Genomic DNA, 18,669 nt, shown 5'->3' with positions numbered 1-18,669 from the left:
TCGGTCTTTTTTCATCACCTGATTGACGTTTAGCATTTTTCTGTCTCATTCCAATCGCCAATCGTTACTTTACCTTATTAAGCGACAAGTCTATTGGTCAGTGTCTACAAAATATTCATCTAACTCAGAAATGAGTAAGCTGACATTTTTATGGGTTTTAAACGACTCCCAAATTCCTTTAACATCTCGTTCATAGCTCCTATAATTAACTGTGGTGATAACTTTTAATACTCGTTCCTTGGCTTCTTCATCAATTGGTCATAGTTTTTTGTACCCAACAGGAGAAAATTAGAGGGTCGTCTACAAAGACTTTGAGCCAGCGATCGCATTCTGTTGCTAGCGACACTAGGAGATAGCCACTCGTTTTCTTGAAGTTGAAACAGTAATACTTGCAGCGACTCATTACCATGCTGATGATCGGCAATCATGTATGCGTTCCAAATTGCTTCCGCACTCTGAGCAGGTAGCTCCAAGTCATCAATAGTTAATTGTTGAGCAGAAGCGTTGTAGCCAATTTTCTGAAATAAAGATGCTACGTTTTCTGGATTATCTATGTGCCTGACATCATCTAATTGGAGTAGTCGCCCCTTCATTGCCGTATTTCCCTTGCCTAAAAGTTAAATCCTTTGCTGTGTATCGACCACAATTAATCTTGAATTGGCAGCTTAAATCCGCGATGGGCAAAACCCACCGCACACATCAAAACTGAGCAAACAACTAATTCGGCAAATACTTAGCCAACAAATCCTGCCCCTGAGCGCCCATCTCTTCCAACATCCCCTCAATCTTCTCCATCGCTAGCGGCGACGGTTTAGAGCGTCCATTTTCCCAACGGTTAATTGTTGTATATGTCACACCGAGAGTTGGTGCAAATTGTTCTTGCGTAAGCCCGAAGGCAAGCCGCAAATCATGAATGATCTGCCCCACCTCTGGCTGTTTGATAGCCAAGGGTTTTTTGATAGTCATTTAACAAAAGAAACTTTACCTTCTAGCTTAAGTAGCTGATGCTATATTGCTTGTTATATATTAGTCAGGCTAAAACTGGTCGTCCCCAGTACATACACTGGAATGTATTTTTATAGTAAAATTTCTTGCTTGAATGAAGGGGAGTTTTTTAAGTGATGCCGAACTTGAATTCTTAGAGGAAAAGTTGGGAAATAGCGATGTCTACGACGGGCTGCGCCTACGCTCTTGACTTGTCGCTATGTCTCTACGCACCCCATCACCCCTACCAACAAAACAAAATCCCCGTCTCAAGTGCGGGGACTGTGGCTTTCTCTAAGCAGTTTTATCGATACAAATGTACTGTAAGTGGTGGCAAAATACAAGTGATCGCCTCCGGCAGGCAAGTACGCCATCGCACCCCCATCAAGCAGGTATCATAGCTAACCAAAGAAATTCTTAGAGTAAAAATTGCCTTTGGTGCGTAGTTTACCATCGTAGGCATCGCCTCAGCTTGTCCCGTAACTGAAGGGCGATCACATAATATGCAAATTGTCCATCCGACTTGTAATCGTCAGGCTACAAGCTTAGATTTAAGTAGGTGTAAATTATATAACTCAACTTATGAACGAAAGGGCTAGTGAAGTCATTCAGATTCAGAAAGCTTCTCAAGTAGCATTAGAACATTGTAAAAAATGGGAGAAGTATTATAGATTAAGTAGCACAGGTTTCCAGTGGGCATATTTTATTTCACAGTTTGCTGCTGTTGCTCTATCAGGAATTACACCAATATTAATATTGATGGATAATACACCTAAATATGTCCAGGCAATTCCACCTGCAATAGCATCTATTTCTGCGTCTTTGGCTGTTTATAATTGGAGGTCTAGTTGGGTTCGTTCTCGATGTGGTGCTAATTCACTTGAAAATGAAAGACTAAATTTTGAACTAAGAATAGGTTCAGACTACAGCCTAAATCTACCCGATGAAGTAGCAATTGAAAATTTTAGAAAAAATGTCATGCGAGTTCAAAATCAAACTTTAGAAGAATGGGAAAAGATAGTGGTCAAGGAATCTGAAAAGTCTAATATTTCCCAACAGAATTAGCCTTGAGGAAATTACACATCTTTCAAATACTGCTGCGCTTTTATTTAATGCGATCGCCCCATCGCCCCCTACAACTGCACCATCTTCACCCCTGCCACTTCCATCATCACCGTGGTAATCGGCACAAGCCGCCCCACAGTTGTGTAGTGACTGCCTCCTATTGGCGTTGTTGTGGCACGCTCCCGAAATCGCTTCATGGTGATGTGAAACCACTCCCGCGTTTTTAGCATCGGTAGCCTGTACAGTTGGCGAGTGTTGACAAAGTAAAAAAATAGCCAATCCGCCTCAGTGTACATAAAGCAGCCGGGGGTTCCCTTCTCTAAATTACTGTGAGTTTCAAAAAACAAGTTACGAGTTTTATTCCACCTATCGCCCTTAATCTCAATCAAAATTTCGCTACTGTGAGTTGTCCAGATGAGGTCAATATCTCTGCGTTGGTAAGCTGGGTCACTCTCAACGTTAACAACACTAATAGTTTCTGGTTTGGAGCGCAGCCAAGCGGAGATATCACTAGCAGCCAGCTTTGCTACTTCTTGAGCTTCGTGCATAGTGTAGGTCATGGCTGCATCTCCAGAGCAAGGCATACTAGTTTATTATTTCACTTTCATTGCCAGAGCGTCTAAATTAAATCAACTTTAGCTCGCCTGTGGGGTTTTTGTTTTGTCATGGGGTCATGAGCGGGTGCGTAGGCATAGCCCGCTGCAGGCATCGCTTTACCTCACACTTTCTTGATACATAACCAAATTAATGATAGTTAAATACTTTTATACTTATATACCAATTCTGTATGAAGACGCATATTAAAGAATCCCACCACCTGCAGCACATCTCTTTGGTAAGGTAAGGTTGGGAGGGGTCAAAATAATGTGCAGGTTCACAGAGAATTAGTATTACACCCAATAATGCTAAACATTTTGAAGTTCCAAAGAATGATATATACTGCGAAGATGCTTTAAAGCTCTTTCTTTGCGTTTACGCAATGTTGCTTCATTCTGAACTTCCTTACCTTGTAAAATTAAATGCAATTGAATTTCCTTCCATGATAAATTTTTGATCATCTTCAAGCTCAAAATTTCTTTTTCTTCTGGCTCTAACTTTTCAAAGGCTAAGTTTACCCTTTTGAATAATTCCTCTTCAATTTCTTCAGAGAAGGCAAGGCTAGCATTAACATGAATTTCAGTCATGCTTTCCTCAAATCGCAAAAATCTACTACGTTCTCGACTCTGTTCTCTAATAATGTTATAAGCTGTTGCTCGAATCCAAGCAAGAGGTTTCTCAATCTGTTTGCCTGTTGCTAGGAGTTTGATTCCACGCATATATGCCTCATTGATTACCCAAGTAGGGGTATAAGAATTACTGAGATTGAATTGGGCAAGGCTGCGCTTAATGAAAGCTAACATCGAGTGGGCAGAAGAACTTCCAGAATCAAGTAAGACCCGAAATTCTTCGTCAAATGCCTCACGACCTAAAGCTGGCATCCCATTTCCTCCAGTGAAGTAGTAAGTATTACACCTTCTTATTCGTTTTTCAAATGAACTAACCTCTTAATAGATAGTGATAAAATGAACTTTTTGTGACTTTTGAATCAAATTCTCATCAAATTACCCTCTGAACTGTCACAAAAGTCAAACTTTTTCACTATTCATTATGTGAGGTCACAAAACTCAAACATTCTCACTGTATAATAGGAGGTTAACCAAGCCAAATATGTTCACAAACTGGAAATTAAAAGGATACTGCGTATCTCTAACGAATTCTACAACTAGATGGATATGTAAGTCCGAACAGAATTTGGTGATAAGGAGCTAGTACCAATGGTCGATTTTTCTTTCTCAAAGGAAATTAAAAATCCAGAGTTACCATTAACTCATGAGCAGAAGAACATTATCCGAGAGTATTGTTCTTTAGCAAGTCTAAGCAGTTTATCAGAATCAGAGGCACAGCGGATAGCAGATATCCTAGATATCGCTCAAATAGACCAAATACTTGATTTTTGGATGACAGAAGCCGACTATATTATTGGTCATAATTTAAACCTAATTAATGAAAATGAACAGAAGAATTTCCAAGCTAGATTAAGAGAATATCTAGTAACCGATTGTGGGGATTTGAAGCAAATTACTTTTCGGCATACCAAGTAAATTTGTCTGATAAACTAAGAACATAGTCATCACTATGTTCTTAGTTTTATAATCAAAATATAATTTAAGAGCTACATTCTGCTGGTTCAAAACTGAGACTACAAAATAACTATCACGCAGAGTATAGCTACTAGTGTTAAACAGTAAGAAGCAAACATTAAATAAGCAACAACCGCCGCCATTCCCTCAGTTTTTTGCTCTTTAATACTGCCGAGCTTGGATGCAAATGAATTAAATAATCGAAGCATATTTGTCTCTCCAGAATTATGTTTACCTTCAATAATTAGTGATAGTTGCTATTAATATGTGACTGGTTTTAATACTGCTAATCACTGCTCTCCATCTTTGTATAAAAATCTCACAGTCCGATGGCGTAACCGCCCGCCTTCTCAACGAGACGCTCCGCGTAGCTTGCTTCCACGAAGTGGTACGGCATCGCCCTTACATTCCATAAAGTTGCACTCCTATAGCGATCGCCCTTAAAAAATTCTTAGAGGAAAAGTTGCACCCCTGGAGCGATCGCCTTTACAGAATACAAGCGAGGAAAAATTAAACGAGGTAGAGGAGCAATCGCCAAAGTAGTGAAAATCAGCTTTCTGACGGGGTGACAAGACCGCTAAGAGCTTTGCCCATCAAACTTTTTATCTATTTGACCTCTTTATAGATAGAGTCTTATTGACAGGCTTGTTGACAATGAAATAGCCTTCGCTTTGTGGATTCATCCCATACTCTGGTCAAATGTACCAATTTTATGGCACAACAGCCAGACAATCTTTTTGAAGGTAATTGGGCTAAAAGGCAAGCTTAGTCTGATTTGCTGGACGCTTGTCACCCCTTCAGATCAGCTTTATTGATTCAGTTGTTGTAAAGCGATTTTGAAGAGTCAGCGTAGGCGTAGCCCGCCGCAGGCATCGCCCTGTTGCATCCACTGATTGAGTTGCTACTATGGGCAGATATACAGAAACCCTATACTGAACCTGAAACATCCTCTTCTTTTCGTGGAAGAAACATAAACCACATTAAAAGTCCCCTTCCGAGGGGCTTTTTTATGGCGGTGATGGTAGCAATCAGCTACGCTGGGCGGTTACGCCATCGCTCCTCTAAAATTCTTAGAGTCAAAATTGGGAAACTGCGATCGCTGGAAGCTGGATTGTGAAATGGTTCTAACCAGGAGTGTTAAAGATAGCAAGCAAGTTAGAATATATTTTCAAGTGAAATCCCGTCTAAAGATAACTTAAGTTCTACATCTTTATGGCAAATAGATGAGGCTTTTTGCCATCTAGCAAAGCACTAACAGTCATATCGTCCATGACATTGATTGTCGTCCGGCAGCGATCTAAAAACCAGTCAACAGTCAGCAGTAAAGCAATGTACTTCTTAGGTAAACCAACGGATGCAAAAATCGAAGTCAGAATCACAACTAATTGCTGTCCTAAATTCAAATGTAATCCTAAGACTTGGGAGATAAACAACGCAGACATGGCTTGATTTCACGATTGCCATAACTGGCATAGTAACTATTATTACAATGATTAGCTACTGAGTGAATATTTTCAATATTTAAGCAGGATGACCCGACACCAAAAAAAGTGATTGCGATATACTGAACCTAAATTGTCAAAGGAAGTATATCTGATGAACTCTCCTGATAAGAAGAATCTGGCAGACAATCAACCGTATAAAATTTACGAATTTAAAAAAACTAATCAGTCAAATATCTCTGGTTATTTAGTAGTTAGTACTGCGAAACTGAATGTAGAGACATCAGAAGATAATTCTAAGAGCTATTTATCATCAGTCGCTAATAAAAAGTTTTTTCAGAGCAATGATGGAGAAGCTGAACCTTCAGCCCAAAACATGATTGAGAAAATTGCGAAAAGTTTGTCATCAAGCCCGGAACCAGAAATTATTATAAATATTCATGGATATAGTTCTACACCATCAGATACAGAAACAGGCTGTCAAAAAATTTATGAATATGTGAATACACATATTCAGCAACCAAATAAGTATATTTTTATAGGATATAGATGGCCATCGGAAAACCCCATAAAAACGGATGAGTCTGGTAACTTTAGGCAAAAGCTAATAAACTCACTTTCTTCTCTACCAACTTTACTAGCTATCAATTTAGTTCTGGGACTAACAATTAGTATATGGTCTGCCATAGTTTTATTGTTCCTAAATATTTTGAGTAATAGCGCTGTCCACTTTTTCACAGCGATGTTAATTTTATTTGGCATTATATCTTCGATTATTTTTACATTAATTATTCTCCGAATATCTACTTATTTTCGTGATACTTATAGAGCGAGTAATTATGGGGTTACAGATTTAGTTGAATTGCTCAGACAGCTTGATTGTACTGTAAAGTTACCCCCAAATAAACGCATTAAATTATCTTTTATTAGTCATAGTATGGGATGCTTTGTAGTTACAGATGTAATTCGTATTCTCTCTGATGTATTTGACGTTAAATCGATTAATAAAAAACCGGATTCGGATATTGGTAATGTATTTCGCTTAAGCAGACTTGTACTAGTTGCAGCTGATATTCCTGTAGAAAGTATCTTGCCAGGACGTGCTAATTTTCTTCGTTCTTCTTTACGTCGCTGCGAAGAAGCTTATATATTTTGTAATGAGGGAGACTTAGCGTTACGATTCACCTCTACTGCCGCAAATTATTTTAGCTTTCCAGCGCGAACTCGTATTAGTGGATACAGGCTTGGTAATATAACAGTTAAGCATTTCAACAATAAAAATGATTTAGTTGGTTACACACCTAGATATGGAGTCGTTAATTTACAGATACAAGACTCTGACAAAGGTTACAGACTTGATAACCCTTATAAATATTTAGAAATTCGTTCTTCTAATAGGGAACATAGAAGACTTGAAGAGATAACTAAAATTTCTGAAAACTCGGTACAACCCGCGGATTTATTTACATATTTTGACTGTACAGATTATAAAGATGAACCTCAAAAACAGATAGGAATTGTTAGTGATGCCATCCAAAAACCAGCAATAAATTTGGGGAATTATATTTTCCTAACCTGGGCATTTATTCGGAAGTCTATTAACAATAGAGATGCTCAAGGTGTTGATACCCACACGGGCTATTTTGAAGGTGATTTTAGTCAGAAAGCTATCTACGAATTAGCTTTTTTAGGATTTCAAGGATTTTTGCACTCTTTGTCAATTGAAGGAGAGGAGTTGGAGCAAATTCACGCTTTTTCTCAAAAATGCCAGTCAAAGCAAATTCAAGTGATTCTTGCGCCACAAATTTATCAAGAAAAAACTCCAGATTAGACCGTACAAAAAGCGTTCAATCGCTAATCGAGCATAATATTTTACCTGCTGCCACCAGGATTTATCCAATATTTACTTGTTGATATAGCAATAGCAGGGATTTATCAGTTGGAGCTTAAGGATGGGGAGTGATAAGGTTTTCAGTTCTGGTCCAAGTGGGAGCGATGCCGTACCACTTCGTGGAAGCAAGCTACGCGGAGCGTCTCGTAGAGAAGGCGGCAAGCTACGCACCGAAGCGTGAGAAATGCGGGCTCCTCTCCTGTTGTAAAACGACTCTTTGAAAAATTTGATAATAGGGCTGCACAGGCATTTGTTGAGGTTATAAAAACTGATTTAAAATTAAAAAATAGAATACAAAGTCCAGGACAATTAGCACGTCTTCGGAATCTTGCTAATATTTTATTAAATCGAGTAGGGTTGAGAGAAGATGTTAAAGATTTTCTTGAACTTGTGACAGACGAAACCAAGACTGATGAGTTCTATCGAAACATTAGATCATAGAACTTTAGTACAGGGAGTGTTTGTGAAGTCTTGCTAATACTATTTCTTTCTACACCTTGGTTATGAATCTGTGCTTAGAAGCTGTAGCATTTATCAATTCCCTGCGTGCCCCAACTCTTGGAGTCTACATACTAGTACGAGAGGAAAAGTAACACTGTCAAATGCAGTGGGCGTATGTGAATGGGGAGTGCAAATAACTTGGGAGGTAGGCTCAAAAGTAGCCATCCTTAAAAGAGTGTGTAACAACTCACTAGCGGAGTTCCTTTAGATGTTCTACTAAGGAAGACTGTTTTAGGCATTGGTTTTAAAATGACGTTTTGATTCATTTATTCTTTTTCGTAGTTGAGTAATCGTAAAATAAGTAAACAATATCCCTAAAGGTGCAACAGTCGATGCCGATTCAGGAACACGTTTACTCTTTACTGTCACATTGGAGTCAGCAGCATCACCTGTGTAATAAACGTAATTAAAAGCGTCTTTATCATTAAGAATACTTGCACGTAAAAACAAACCACTCCACCGGGCAATTGTTTCAATAGCTACATCTTGATTAAGAGTAGAATTTATCGGGTCAGGAATTGCACCAGCAGGATTATTTGTATTTGTGATACTAAAATGATTGGCACCTTTGATATTAATCAGTGCAGCGGGTGGATTTTTAATTTTGTCATAAGTTAAACTAGCCCGGAAAGGTAGTGCTCTACCATCACGATCCCCTTGCAGGAGTGCAACTGGTATTCCATCATTGTTAATAGGAAGATAAACATCATTCTCATCGCGAAGACCACCACCAAAGAATGCTCCTGCTACAATTTGTTTGGGTCGTGAGAAAGAACTCGGACAAAGTGTTGGTGTCACGCATAAATTTCCAATTGCAGATAATCCTACAGCGCTGCCTAACGAATGACCCAATAATCCTACTTCCTCTGTATCCAGCTTGCCTACAATAGGTGAATTAGCATTCTCATTTTCAACTACAATTTGTTGTAAAGCTGTATCAATTTGGGTAGTTTGGGGTAACAATGCTTCGCCAAATATTGGAGCTATACGCTTGCTGTTTGGCACCACTACTACAAATCCATAGCGTGCAACTTGTTGAGCGTAATTAGAGTAATTTGATTTGTCAACTAGTGCGCCTTGTAGTAATAGTGCTACTGGAAAGGAATAATTGCTTGTTTTTAAGTCTGTTGGATTAGGATAGTAAATATCAGCTAGATTATTATCTCCAGTAATAGTAGTACTGTAGCTAGCAACGTTGTCAAACACAGGTGTCGGATTAAAAGAAGAAGCAGACGCTATTTCATTAATACCCAATACGAGTAACGATGTGCTTGTACAAACTACTGACAAAGCTTTGATACTCAACAAAATAGCTACTCCCTTTCTAAGCAACAAGACGTATTTATTCTAATACTTCTGTCTAAAATACCATAGTATTTGTACCCTTGTTTTTTTTACCGTAGGTAGATGTTAGGGTGTAACCCAAGAGGTTTTAGAAACTCAAACCTGTCCTTTACCAATCATTAAAATAACGTTGATGCCATTACTGCGCTGCGATCGCTGTAAATTTTTAAAGCAACTTGTACTATTTTGTGCCGATTAGTTACAGTGACAATGGTTATATTTAGTTATGCATACCAAGTGTGATCGCCTTGAAGGAAGCTTCCGTACCATTGCCCCTACGCATGGCAGGTACAAATGAGCGAGCTCTGAGGCAGTAGATAATTTTACCTCTTGTCTTGTAATCAGGAAAGTAGCATTTTTCTGTAGTATACTGTATTATAATAATATCCTGCGTGCCCCAACTCATGGAGCCTACATACTAGTACGAGAGGAAAGGTAACACTGCCAAATGCAGTGGGCGTGTGTGAACGGGGAGTACGAAGAACCGGGGAGGTAGGCTTAAAAGTAGCCATCCTTAAAAGAGTGTGTAATAACTCACCAGCGGAGTCCCTCTAGTAGCTGAGAACACGCAATGCTCCACCAACTTGCACGCAGAATTATATTAATTCGTAATAAGAAAGTTAGATTTCATCAAGGTTTTTAGGGTTGCATTGGTAGCCTGATTTCTAAAAATTGGTATTAGTTATGACTAATGGGACTTAGGCAAAAAACACCGATAAAATGACCTCAAACGTATATCTCAAAGGGTTTTGACATTGTTTTGCTTGGTTTGTTAATATATCTGGGTTTCAGGCGTTTTCGGGCATTTGGTGTATTTCCCTTACCCCGCAAGGGTTTGAGGCTTATTTATTCCTCAAAAATGTTTAAGTCCCACTAACATATTTAAGCTAATCAACCAAATTGCGATCGCAGAAGCACAGTTATATACCACGCAATTCCTCGCGCCCTGTGTCAAAGGTGGACGAGTTCGCACACGGGTAGCCGGAATGATTACTGGACAGTCGATTGGACAACTGCTGATGGTGTTCGCCATAGTAGTGCGATCGCTAAAACTGATTTGACTGTTGTTAGTTCTGGCATTTGTCTGAGTGGACGCGATGGCGATTTTGACTTGCAATCCTTAGTGGGTGTGATGGAACAACAAGAATGGTGAGAATGATGAACATCTTTTTTCACGAACAGCTTTACCGCACTAATGCTGTGATGGCAAAGTTAAAAAACTATCCTGTAACAATTTGTGGCGCTGGAGCATTAGGAGCTAACATAGCTGAAAACTTAGCTCGGTCTGGTTTTGATAAACTTACAGTGATAGATCGCGATCGCATTGAGGAGCGCAATCTTTCAACTCAGCCTTACTACCGTTCTGATGTGGGAGCGTTCAAGGCGAAAATTTTAGCGAACAATTTATATCGAGCAATTGGTACTAAAGTTGATGCTAAGACAAAAGAGTTAACACCAGCAAATACAACTCAACTACTCCAAGACAGCCAGTTAATTGTCGATGTTTTTGATAATAGCGTGGCACGTCAAGCAGTGAAAGATTATGCAGAACAATCAAGCATTCCTTGTCTTCATGCTGGACTATCAGCAGATTATGCAGAAGTGATTTGGAATGAGGTTTATCGCATTCCTTCCAAGGTTAATGATGATGTCTGTGATTATCCATTGGCACGAAACCTGGTGATGTTAACCGTTGCTGTGGCCTGTGAAGTGATCGTTTCATTCATTGCGACAGCACAACAGCGTAACTTCACCATTACGCAGAAGGATCTGACTGTTCAATCTCTGTTTTTGTAGATTGCGTAGACTGATTTTATCCTGCCAAAATGGAATGCACAGATGTTATTTATGCCCGGTTGAAATTAACTACGATTGGCACTGACTTTGGCTGCTCAAATCTTCCAGAGTAAACTTCCGTTATTTCCCACTCCCTACTCCCCTATGTTCAGCAATTTGGCCATCGCCAACCGTTGCAGTTTACCAGTAGCACCACGAGGTAGTTGATCTAAAATGTGAATTTGCTTGGGAACTTTGAAGTCTGCCAGCATAGTTGCACAGTGAGCTAAAAGTTCTTTTTCACCAGCTTCTGTTTTCAGAACTACAGCCGCATGGATATCTTCTCCTAAAGATTTGTGGGGGACGGCAAAGGCTAAAGCTTCGGTGACGGCAGGATGGCGCAGCAAGACATCATCCACTTCTAAAGGAGAAATTTTTTCCCCACCCCGGTTAATTAATTCTTTAATCCGTCCAGTCAAGCGGAGGTAGTCGTCTGCATCAACTGTACCCTGATCCCCTGTACGGAACCAACCGTTTACAAAAGCAGTGGCGTTAGCTTCTGGGTTGTTTTCGTAGCCATCTATAACATTGGGTGCTTTTACCACTACCTCGCCCAAGCTTCCCTTAGATAACAGGTTGCCTTCAGAGTCCATAATGCCCACTTCTACACCGAAGCCATAACCTACAGTACCTGGTTTTCTGACTTTTGGCGGTAGGGGATTAGTGGTCATTAAGTGAGATGCTTCAGTCATGCTGTAAGATTCCACCACAGGAGCATTAAGAGTTGCCTCTAACTGTTCAATGATAATCGGCGGCAAAGAAGCGCTACTAGAGCGAATGAAACGAAAGCGGTTAGCTTTGACAATTTCTGGGTTGCGGCTAGCGCGCGCCAAAATTGTCTGGTGCATGGTTGGTGCTGCGGAGTACCAAGTGGGTTTGTAGGTATCTACCAGTTTCCAAAACTCCAAGGCATTAAAACCATTGGGACAAACTAATGTACCGCCCGAAGCCAGAGTTGCCAGCAAACAGCCCACCAATCCGTGAACATGAAATAGGGGCATTAGGCATAGTGTAGTATCAGCTGCTGTGAGTGAGTAAGCACTAATCAGGTTGCTGGCTGAAGCGATTAAGTTGCGATGACGAATCGGCACACGCTTGGGACGACTGGTAGTGCCGCTAGTGTGGAGAATCATCGCCATATCCTCAGACTGAGGCAAGGGAGCTTTTAGCAGGGAGTAGGGAGAAAGTTTATCCTTGATTAATTCAAAGCTTAATGTGCCGTCAGTATTTACCTTGGCGTTAATTAGCATCATGTCGGGTGTAACACTGGCAATGGCTGCTTCTGGCCCCTCAGACAACGTAATCAGTGCTTTTGCTTGGGTATCTTGGTAGTAAAAGGCAAATTCTTCTTGTTTATATTTGGGATTTAAGGGTGCAGCAGTGCCACATAGGGCAGCAGCCAAAAAGGTAATCGCCATTGGTGAACCGTTAGTCATAGCAATGGCAATGCGTTCTCCCCGTTTCAATCCAAAGCTGTTAAGTTGAGATACCAGTCCAATAACATTCTCGCGCAATTGCTTATAGGTTAGCGATCGCCCATCAGGCGTAACTAGGGCTGGATGATTGTCTTCTCCTACTAAAAGCTCAAATAAATTCATTGGTTTTTTCGGTCTGTTAACAGATGATTCACTCAGTACAATAAAGTACACGCCACGAGTAAACCTGGTTTAGTTCGGCGTTGTAAACATGGTAATATTTATTACAATTAAACTGTAACTATTATCATTGACAAATAAATTATTTAATTATATTTATTTCAATATAATATGTAAAGCAGATAAAGAATTAATAATCTAAATCAACCATAAACAAGCTTTTATGAATTCTATAAAAGTTACGATGTTAGGCGAAAGCTTAGAGCGCCAAGGTGGAATAGTTTCTGTACAAAAGCTCATTCTTGAAGAAACTACCTCTGATATTCAAATTAAACACATTGCTACTTTACCAAATGGTTCTACTGTTCATAAAGTGTTAGTATTTTTGCAGGCAATAAGTTTGTTATTTTGGAACTTATTAAATAGAAAAGCCGACGTAATTCACATTCATGTTTCATCTAGAGGTAGCGCTTTTCGTCACTCTATCACTACTCTTATTGGTTGGCTATTTCAAAAACCAGTAATTATTCATGCTCATAGTTCTGACTTTCATGTGTTTTACTCTAAACTTCCTCAATTACTTAAGCAGTGGCTAAGTTGGTCATTTGGTAAAAGCACTCGTTTTATTGTTTTATCAGATAGCTGGAAAAAATACTATATTGAAAATCTTGGCTTGAACTTAGAGCAAGTTATTGTTCTGCCTAACTCTGTAAGAATTCCCCCGGAAGTACCACATCGGATAGATTCCAAGCAGATATTTTTCTTATTTTTAGGGCGCATTGGTGAGCGCAAAGGTGCATTTGATTTAATTAAGGCATTTGCTTCTATACCTGCTGTTGAGCAAAGCCGAGCCAAGTTGGTTATGGCGGGGGATGGAGATGTAGAACAAGCTCGGAGTTTGATTCAAAGTCTAAATCTCGTTGAGTACATCACTGTTCTTGACTGGGTAAACCAAGAAGAACGTGACGATCTTTTAACTAAAGCTGATGTATTTGTGTTGCCTTCTTACAACGAAGGTCTGCCTATGGCACTACTAGAAGCAATGAGTTGGGGTTTGGCAGTTATCACTACCGCAGTAGGAGGAATACCTGAAGTAGTTACTCACGATCAGAATGGTTTATTAGTTAATCCGGGGAATATTCAACAATTATCAGAGGCAATGAAATCTTTAATTGCAGACGAAAATCTAAGAATGTCTCTGGGAAATAATGCACGAGTCAGGGTTAAAAACTTGGATATAAACAGTTATCTTACATCTTTAAGAGGCATTTATACAGCAGTTATCAATTGAGAATCATCTTGATGAAAATAGGTTGAAGTGACTTACACTGTGTATTAAATACTAAACTTACAAACGACGTAATTCCTTCTTGTAATGATAGGAGCTAGATTCAACGGTTATTCAATGCAATCTGCACATCGAATGACAGCACCAGATTACATAGAAGATTTAACATTAAAATGTCAGAAAAAAACCTTTTTTTATTTTTGTTAGCCGGAAAACCTAGTGTAGTGGATAAGGCAATTACTAAGTTAGGATCAATTGCGCCTAATTTACGCGTACAGGGACATCATGGTTATTTTGAAAAATCAGGAAAAGAGAATGATTTGGTAATAAAAAAAATTAATAAATTCCAACCAGATATTTTATATATTGGTTTTGGTATGCCGTTAGAGGAACGCTGGATTTTAGATAACTTCAATAAAATTGAAACTACTGTATTTTTACCTTTGGGTGCTTGTCTAGATTTTTATACTGACTCTATGTATCGCGGGCCGCGTTGGCTGACTGATAATGGTCTGGAGTGGTTAGCACGTTTAATTACTGAACCTACTCGTCTAGCAGACCGTTATATTGTATGCATTCCATTATTTTTTTATCGTGTAGTTAAACAGCGAATTGCTCAAGGAATGATCACAAATCGCTAAATAAATTTGTTCTAAATTTTGCATTTGTTATAACCATGACTGCCCAAAAGTGGTCAATTGTTTCCCCTACCTCTGCTGCCAAGACTAGAATTAGAATTGATGTGACATTCTTCTAGTAGTTAAAGTGCCAGACTCTCTGCCATTAAGCGATCGCTATCTTGCCTTAATCGATGAAATAGTCGAAACCACCCTTAAGGGCAAAATTAGCTCTGTAGAACAGGTGTATCAAATGCTGCTTAAAGGAATTACTTACGGTACAGGGGAAGTCTTTGAGCTAGCTTTGAGCGATCGCCTGAATTCCCTCCAAAGCCAAGTAGATAGCGAAAAAGACGAACTCAAGAAAGCCAAAGCGACTCGCAGTTTGAGAGCCGTTAAGACGATTCAAAGTCAATGGCAACGCTCTTCAGAGCAAAACAAAGCCACAGAAGCGATCGCCTCCGCAGTTACAGAAATCACCACAGCCCCTGCTGCCGAGCGTCTAGCGACATTTATCCGAGTTACTGACCTGAATCAGAAGTATCCGCTAAATTTACAACAGCTACAGCAGTTGTCAAAGGCATTGCAGCAATTTGCTCAAGCAGATGCTGATTTACAACAATTTTCCGAAGGGATTACCCGTGGTTTAGCTTCTTGGCAGCGATTGCAAGACAACTTGCTCAGTTGGATGTACGAGCAAAAAGAATCTCTGGGGTTTGGCGGCGTACCGGGAGAACGCGGCCCTTGGGCAAGTTGGGCGAAACAACTTAATAGTGAGTTACCCCAAGCACTGCTTCGCACCTTAGCTATGGAAGAATCTGTAATAGAGTTTGCCGAGCGACAACGGGGAATTACCCTGAGAGATTGGGTGGAAATGGCATTGATTTTACAGTACTTGCAACGGGGATTAATTAACTGGTTTGACCAACAAGCTTACGATGTGAAAGCGGGTCCAAAGTTGTCCATTTCCACTTTTTTGACCTTTGCAGTGATTTGGAGTCAGTTAGCAAGTGGTTTTAGGAGCATTGGCACAGTATACAGCGATGCCTGTTCTCAAATCATGCTCCAGATTTTGCGAACCTTTGCCCAGCGTCCGTATTTTCCCTTTTACGGTGGGATTTTTGCCTCTTTTACTGGCACCTATTTACGAGATGCCCTAGATTATTTGGATGAACCGCTGCGACGAGGCGAAGGAACCCAAGAAAAGGCGCGAATTTTGACCCTTTTAGGCTATTCACAGCGTGCTTTGGGACAATACCAGCGTTCTATTGATTTTCATCGGCAGGCGCTAGAGATAGCCAGAAATGCAGGCGATCGCGCCTGTGAAATTGCCAATCTCAATCACCTCAGCCGTACCTATGTGCAACAGCAAAATTATGCTGAGGCAATTAACTACAGTCAACGAGCATTAATACTAAGTCGGCAAGCAGGCGATAGGACAGGAGAAGCAAACGCGCTGGTAAATTTAGGTTACAGCGAAGTTATGCAAGCTCAGGAATTGGAAAACCTAGAACCCGAAACTTATGAAGCCGCAATTAATTATTTGGAACAAGGTTTAAAATTATCAGAAAAATTAGGCGATATTCAAAGTAAAGCGTTATGTGTCAGCAGCTTAGGAATTGCCTATCTGGTAATTGGACAACACCAAACTGCAATTAAATATCTTGAAGATGGTTTTAAAACAGCGCAAGTTTCCGGTGATTTGTATCTCCAAGGGCGGAACTTAGCTTATTTAGCAGAAGCTTATTATCATCTGCAAAATTCCGAAAAAACTGTTTACACGGGCTGCTTGGGAATGTATCTTTTAGAGCAAATTGCTTCTAATGAGTGGCGTCAAGCAGCGGGGTTACTGACAATTTTGCAGGGGCAAATCGGGGCAGAAGCTTTCCAAAAGTTCTTACAGCAAAATCGCCCAAAAATTATTGCGGTTATTGGTGTGGATGGGTACGATTACATTCCGCAATTGTTAGAAGAATATCAGCGAGATATGTAAGAAAGGTAAGCATTCAGGTTTAACTGCTCCCAAGTTTGGAAAGAGAAGCAAGAAATGCGAGCACTCAACTTTCAACTGAGGGACAATGAGCAAAGGCGTTGTACTTGCATTGCTCATTGTTGGAGGACTTATGCAGAGTAAAGCGATGCCTACGGCGGTAAACTACGCACTTCCGATGAGCGCCACACAATCCGAGAAAGGAGAGTCAATATCATCTCATCAACGGCTTTGGGTTGTAACCGGAGGTCAGACAGGAGTTGACAGAGCTGCGCTCGATGCAGCTTTGTCACTTTTGTTACCAGTTCGTGGATGGTGTCCAAAGGGGCGGCTTGCAGAGGATGGAAAAATACCACCTATATACCCGCTTCAAGAGACAACGAGTACAGACTACGCATTACGTACCGAGTGGAACGTTCGAGATTCAGACGGGACGCTCATCCTAGCGTATGGAGCGCTTGAAGAAGGAACAAAGCTTACGGCTGACCTGGCGCATAAGTACGATCGCCCCGTCCTCATCATTAACGCGCTGTCGTTCAGTGGAAATGACGCTGCTGATTTCTGGAGTTGGATTCAGAAGCACAACATTCGCATTTTGAATGTTGCTGGTCCACGAGAAAGCTCACGACCGGGTGTTATTTATAACCGTGCCCGATATGTTCTTAAGCAGCTTTTGGAGTCGTAAAAAGAAAAAGATAAAACTTTCCCCCAGTATATTTTTTTAGCATAAATCCATATTGAGCTTGCTTATTTAAATAAATTGTGGTAGCTTCATTGTGACTTAAGTACTTTAAGTCGATTGACTTACCGTATTTTGCTTGATAGCATCATTACTCTAGTTAAGAAATTTGTTTTCGTTAGGTAGTTGAAAAACCGTAAATAGTAAGGTATTTATGGCTATCAGCCAAAGGTTATTTATAGCATTGTTCACTAGACATGATTGAACAATACGTATTTGCAGCGATAAAAACTGTGTAGTTTACCGCTGTAGGCATCGCCCACCGAGCCATAATCCTTTATTGTTATCGCTAATTTAATGGTGAAGCAGTGTTTATCGATAAACCTTGAGGCTTTCAGCAGCAGTGAGACAGCACTCTAGGTCTACCCAATCCATGCGTAGGAGTTGAAAATTATGGTGCAAACTTCTCTCGTCCGCCCCAGCAATCCCTTTCAACCACCGACCTTCGTTTCCATTGAATCAGAGCGTCGCCATCGTCAAGAACGCTTGGCAGCAGCCTTTCGGATATTTGCGCGTTTGGGTTTTGCTCAAGGATTGGCAGGACACATCACTGCCCGCGATCCCGAACTTAGCGATCATTTTTGGGTAAATCCCTTTGGGATACACTTCAGTCGCATTCGGGTATCAGACCTGATATTAGTGAATAGTGAAGGTCAGGTAGTTCAAGGTGAAGGCAAAGTTAGTCAAGCAGCATTTGCCATTCACTCTCAAATCCACAAAGCCCGCCCCGATGTCATTGCAGCGGTTCATGCCCATTCTTTCTATGGTAAAACTTGGTCATCTTTAGGTCGGTTGCTCGATCCGATTACTCAAGATTCCTGTGCTTTTTACCAAGATCATGCTCTATTTGATGATTTTACAGGCATTGTCTTGGAGACAAGTGAAGGAAAACGCATTGCTCAGGCACTAGGCGATCGCAAAGCTGCGATTTTACGCAACCACGGAATATTGACCGTAGGGCATAGTGTGGATGAAGCCGCTTGGTGGTACATCAGGTTAGAGGATACTGCTAAAGCGCAATTGCTAGCAGAAGCCGTAGGAAAACCCGTCCTAATTGACCATGACATCGCCTTAAAGATCCAACAACGCGGTGGTACTCACCAAGCAGGCTGGGGTGGATTCCAGTATTTATGGGATGAAATTACTCACGACAAACCAGACTTATTGGATTAGGTATTGGGCATTGGGCATGGAGAA

At 40.4% G+C, this 18,669-nt stretch carries 18 protein-coding genes and 1 pseudogene; 11 read left to right on the top strand and 8 right to left on the bottom strand.

Annotated features, from left to right (window positions below):
- Positions 1–224: 224 nt before the first annotated feature.
- Both V7K56_RS15630 and V7K56_RS15625 read right to left on the bottom strand, forming a co-directional pair.
- Positions 225–593: a hypothetical protein gene (locus V7K56_RS15630; RefSeq protein ID WP_334911796.1), complete on the bottom strand. Its 369-nt coding sequence runs from the start codon at positions 591–593 to the stop codon at positions 225–227.
- A 124-nt stretch (positions 594–717) separates the two neighbouring features.
- Positions 718–966 carry a helix-turn-helix domain-containing protein gene (locus V7K56_RS15625; RefSeq protein ID WP_334911795.1) on the bottom strand — a complete coding sequence of 83 codons (249 nt, stop codon included), beginning with the start codon at positions 964–966 and terminating at the stop codon, positions 718–720.
- Positions 967–1,163: 197 nt separating this feature from the next.
- Here V7K56_RS15625 and V7K56_RS15620 point away from each other — a divergent pair, with 197 nt between their 5' ends.
- Both V7K56_RS15620 and V7K56_RS15615 read left to right on the top strand, forming a co-directional pair.
- Positions 1,164–1,385 (top strand): hypothetical protein, encoded by a 222-nt coding sequence (locus tag V7K56_RS15620; RefSeq protein ID WP_334911794.1) that lies wholly within the window; start codon positions 1,164–1,166, stop codon positions 1,383–1,385.
- A gap of 181 nt (positions 1,386–1,566) precedes the next feature.
- On the top strand, positions 1,567–2,049 hold the full coding sequence (locus V7K56_RS15615; RefSeq protein ID WP_334911793.1) for an SLATT domain-containing protein: 483 nt from the start codon (positions 1,567–1,569) through the stop codon (positions 2,047–2,049).
- Positions 2,050–2,117: 68 nt separating this feature from the next.
- Here V7K56_RS15615 and V7K56_RS15610 read toward each other — a convergent pair whose 3' ends face one another.
- Positions 2,118–2,609, bottom strand: coding sequence for a hypothetical protein (locus tag V7K56_RS15610; RefSeq protein ID WP_334911792.1), 492 nt, complete (start codon positions 2,607–2,609; stop codon positions 2,118–2,120).
- Positions 2,610–2,954: 345 nt separating this feature from the next.
- Positions 2,955–3,527: a sigma-70 family RNA polymerase sigma factor gene (locus V7K56_RS15605; protein ID WP_334911791.1), complete on the bottom strand. Its 573-nt coding sequence runs from the start codon at positions 3,525–3,527 to the stop codon at positions 2,955–2,957.
- Positions 3,528–3,863: 336 nt separating this feature from the next.
- Here V7K56_RS15605 and V7K56_RS15600 point away from each other — a divergent pair, with 336 nt between their 5' ends.
- Positions 3,864–4,190, top strand: coding sequence for a hypothetical protein (locus V7K56_RS15600; protein WP_334911790.1), 327 nt, complete (start codon positions 3,864–3,866; stop codon positions 4,188–4,190).
- 1,241 nt (positions 4,191–5,431) lie between these two features.
- Here V7K56_RS15600 and V7K56_RS15595 read toward each other — a convergent pair.
- A pseudogene (locus tag V7K56_RS15595) lies at positions 5,432–5,677 on the bottom strand (cation:dicarboxylate symporter family transporter); the annotation flags it as partial.
- Positions 5,678–5,825: 148 nt separating this feature from the next.
- Here V7K56_RS15595 and V7K56_RS15590 point away from each other — a divergent pair.
- Entirely contained in the window at positions 5,826–7,502 is a 1,677-nt protein-coding gene (locus V7K56_RS15590; RefSeq protein WP_334911789.1) for a hypothetical protein, read from the top strand.
- A 237-nt stretch (positions 7,503–7,739) separates the two neighbouring features.
- Positions 7,740–8,003 carry a hypothetical protein gene (locus V7K56_RS15585; RefSeq protein WP_334911788.1) on the top strand — a complete coding sequence of 88 codons (264 nt, stop codon included), beginning with the start codon at positions 7,740–7,742 and terminating at the stop codon, positions 8,001–8,003.
- A 291-nt stretch (positions 8,004–8,294) separates the two neighbouring features.
- Here the strand turns inward: V7K56_RS15585 and V7K56_RS15580 are convergent, their stop codons facing one another.
- Positions 8,295–9,371, bottom strand: a complete 1,077-nt coding sequence (locus tag V7K56_RS15580) for an alpha/beta hydrolase family protein (RefSeq protein WP_334911787.1) — start codon at positions 9,369–9,371, stop codon at positions 8,295–8,297.
- Between the two features lie 889 nt (positions 9,372–10,260).
- On the bottom strand, positions 10,261–10,524 hold the full coding sequence (locus V7K56_RS15575) for a hypothetical protein (RefSeq protein ID WP_334911786.1): 264 nt from the start codon (positions 10,522–10,524) through the stop codon (positions 10,261–10,263).
- Positions 10,525–10,565: 41 nt separating this feature from the next.
- Between V7K56_RS15575 and V7K56_RS15570 the strand changes: the two genes are divergently transcribed.
- A complete protein-coding gene (locus V7K56_RS15570) occupies positions 10,566–11,204 on the top strand; it encodes a ThiF family adenylyltransferase (RefSeq protein ID WP_334911798.1) in 639 nt (212 codons plus the stop codon).
- Positions 11,205–11,338: 134 nt separating this feature from the next.
- Here V7K56_RS15570 and V7K56_RS15565 read toward each other — a convergent pair whose 3' ends face one another.
- The gene (locus V7K56_RS15565; RefSeq protein ID WP_334911785.1) at positions 11,339–12,841 is read right to left on the bottom strand and encodes an acyl--CoA ligase; all 1,503 of its coding nucleotides are present in this window, start codon (positions 12,839–12,841) and stop codon (positions 11,339–11,341) included.
- 220 nt (positions 12,842–13,061) lie between these two features.
- Here V7K56_RS15565 and V7K56_RS15560 point away from each other — a divergent pair, with 220 nt between their 5' ends.
- The 5 genes from V7K56_RS15560 to V7K56_RS15540 all read left to right on the top strand — a co-directional run bounded on the left by V7K56_RS15560 (position 13,062) and on the right by V7K56_RS15540 (position 18,645).
- Positions 13,062–14,129 (top strand): glycosyltransferase family 4 protein, encoded by a 1,068-nt coding sequence (locus tag V7K56_RS15560; RefSeq protein WP_334911784.1) that lies wholly within the window; start codon positions 13,062–13,064, stop codon positions 14,127–14,129.
- Positions 14,130–14,299: 170 nt separating this feature from the next.
- Positions 14,300–14,767, top strand: a complete 468-nt coding sequence (locus tag V7K56_RS15555) for a WecB/TagA/CpsF family glycosyltransferase (protein WP_334911783.1) — start codon at positions 14,300–14,302, stop codon at positions 14,765–14,767.
- A gap of 124 nt (positions 14,768–14,891) precedes the next feature.
- Positions 14,892–16,736: a tetratricopeptide repeat protein gene (locus tag V7K56_RS15550; protein ID WP_334911782.1), complete on the top strand. Its 1,845-nt coding sequence runs from the start codon at positions 14,892–14,894 to the stop codon at positions 16,734–16,736.
- 145 nt (positions 16,737–16,881) lie between these two features.
- The gene (locus V7K56_RS15545; protein ID WP_334911781.1) at positions 16,882–17,418 is read left to right on the top strand and encodes a putative molybdenum carrier protein; all 537 of its coding nucleotides are present in this window, start codon (positions 16,882–16,884) and stop codon (positions 17,416–17,418) included.
- A 447-nt stretch (positions 17,419–17,865) separates the two neighbouring features.
- Positions 17,866–18,645 (top strand): class II aldolase/adducin family protein, encoded by a 780-nt coding sequence (locus tag V7K56_RS15540; protein WP_334911780.1) that lies wholly within the window; start codon positions 17,866–17,868, stop codon positions 18,643–18,645.
- The last annotated feature ends 24 nt before the right edge of the window (positions 18,646–18,669 follow it).

The organism is Nostoc sp., assembly GCF_036917535.1.
GTDB lineage: Bacteria > Cyanobacteriota > Cyanobacteriia > Cyanobacteriales > Nostocaceae > Nostoc.
This window is presented reverse-complemented; position numbering and strand designations above follow the sequence as displayed.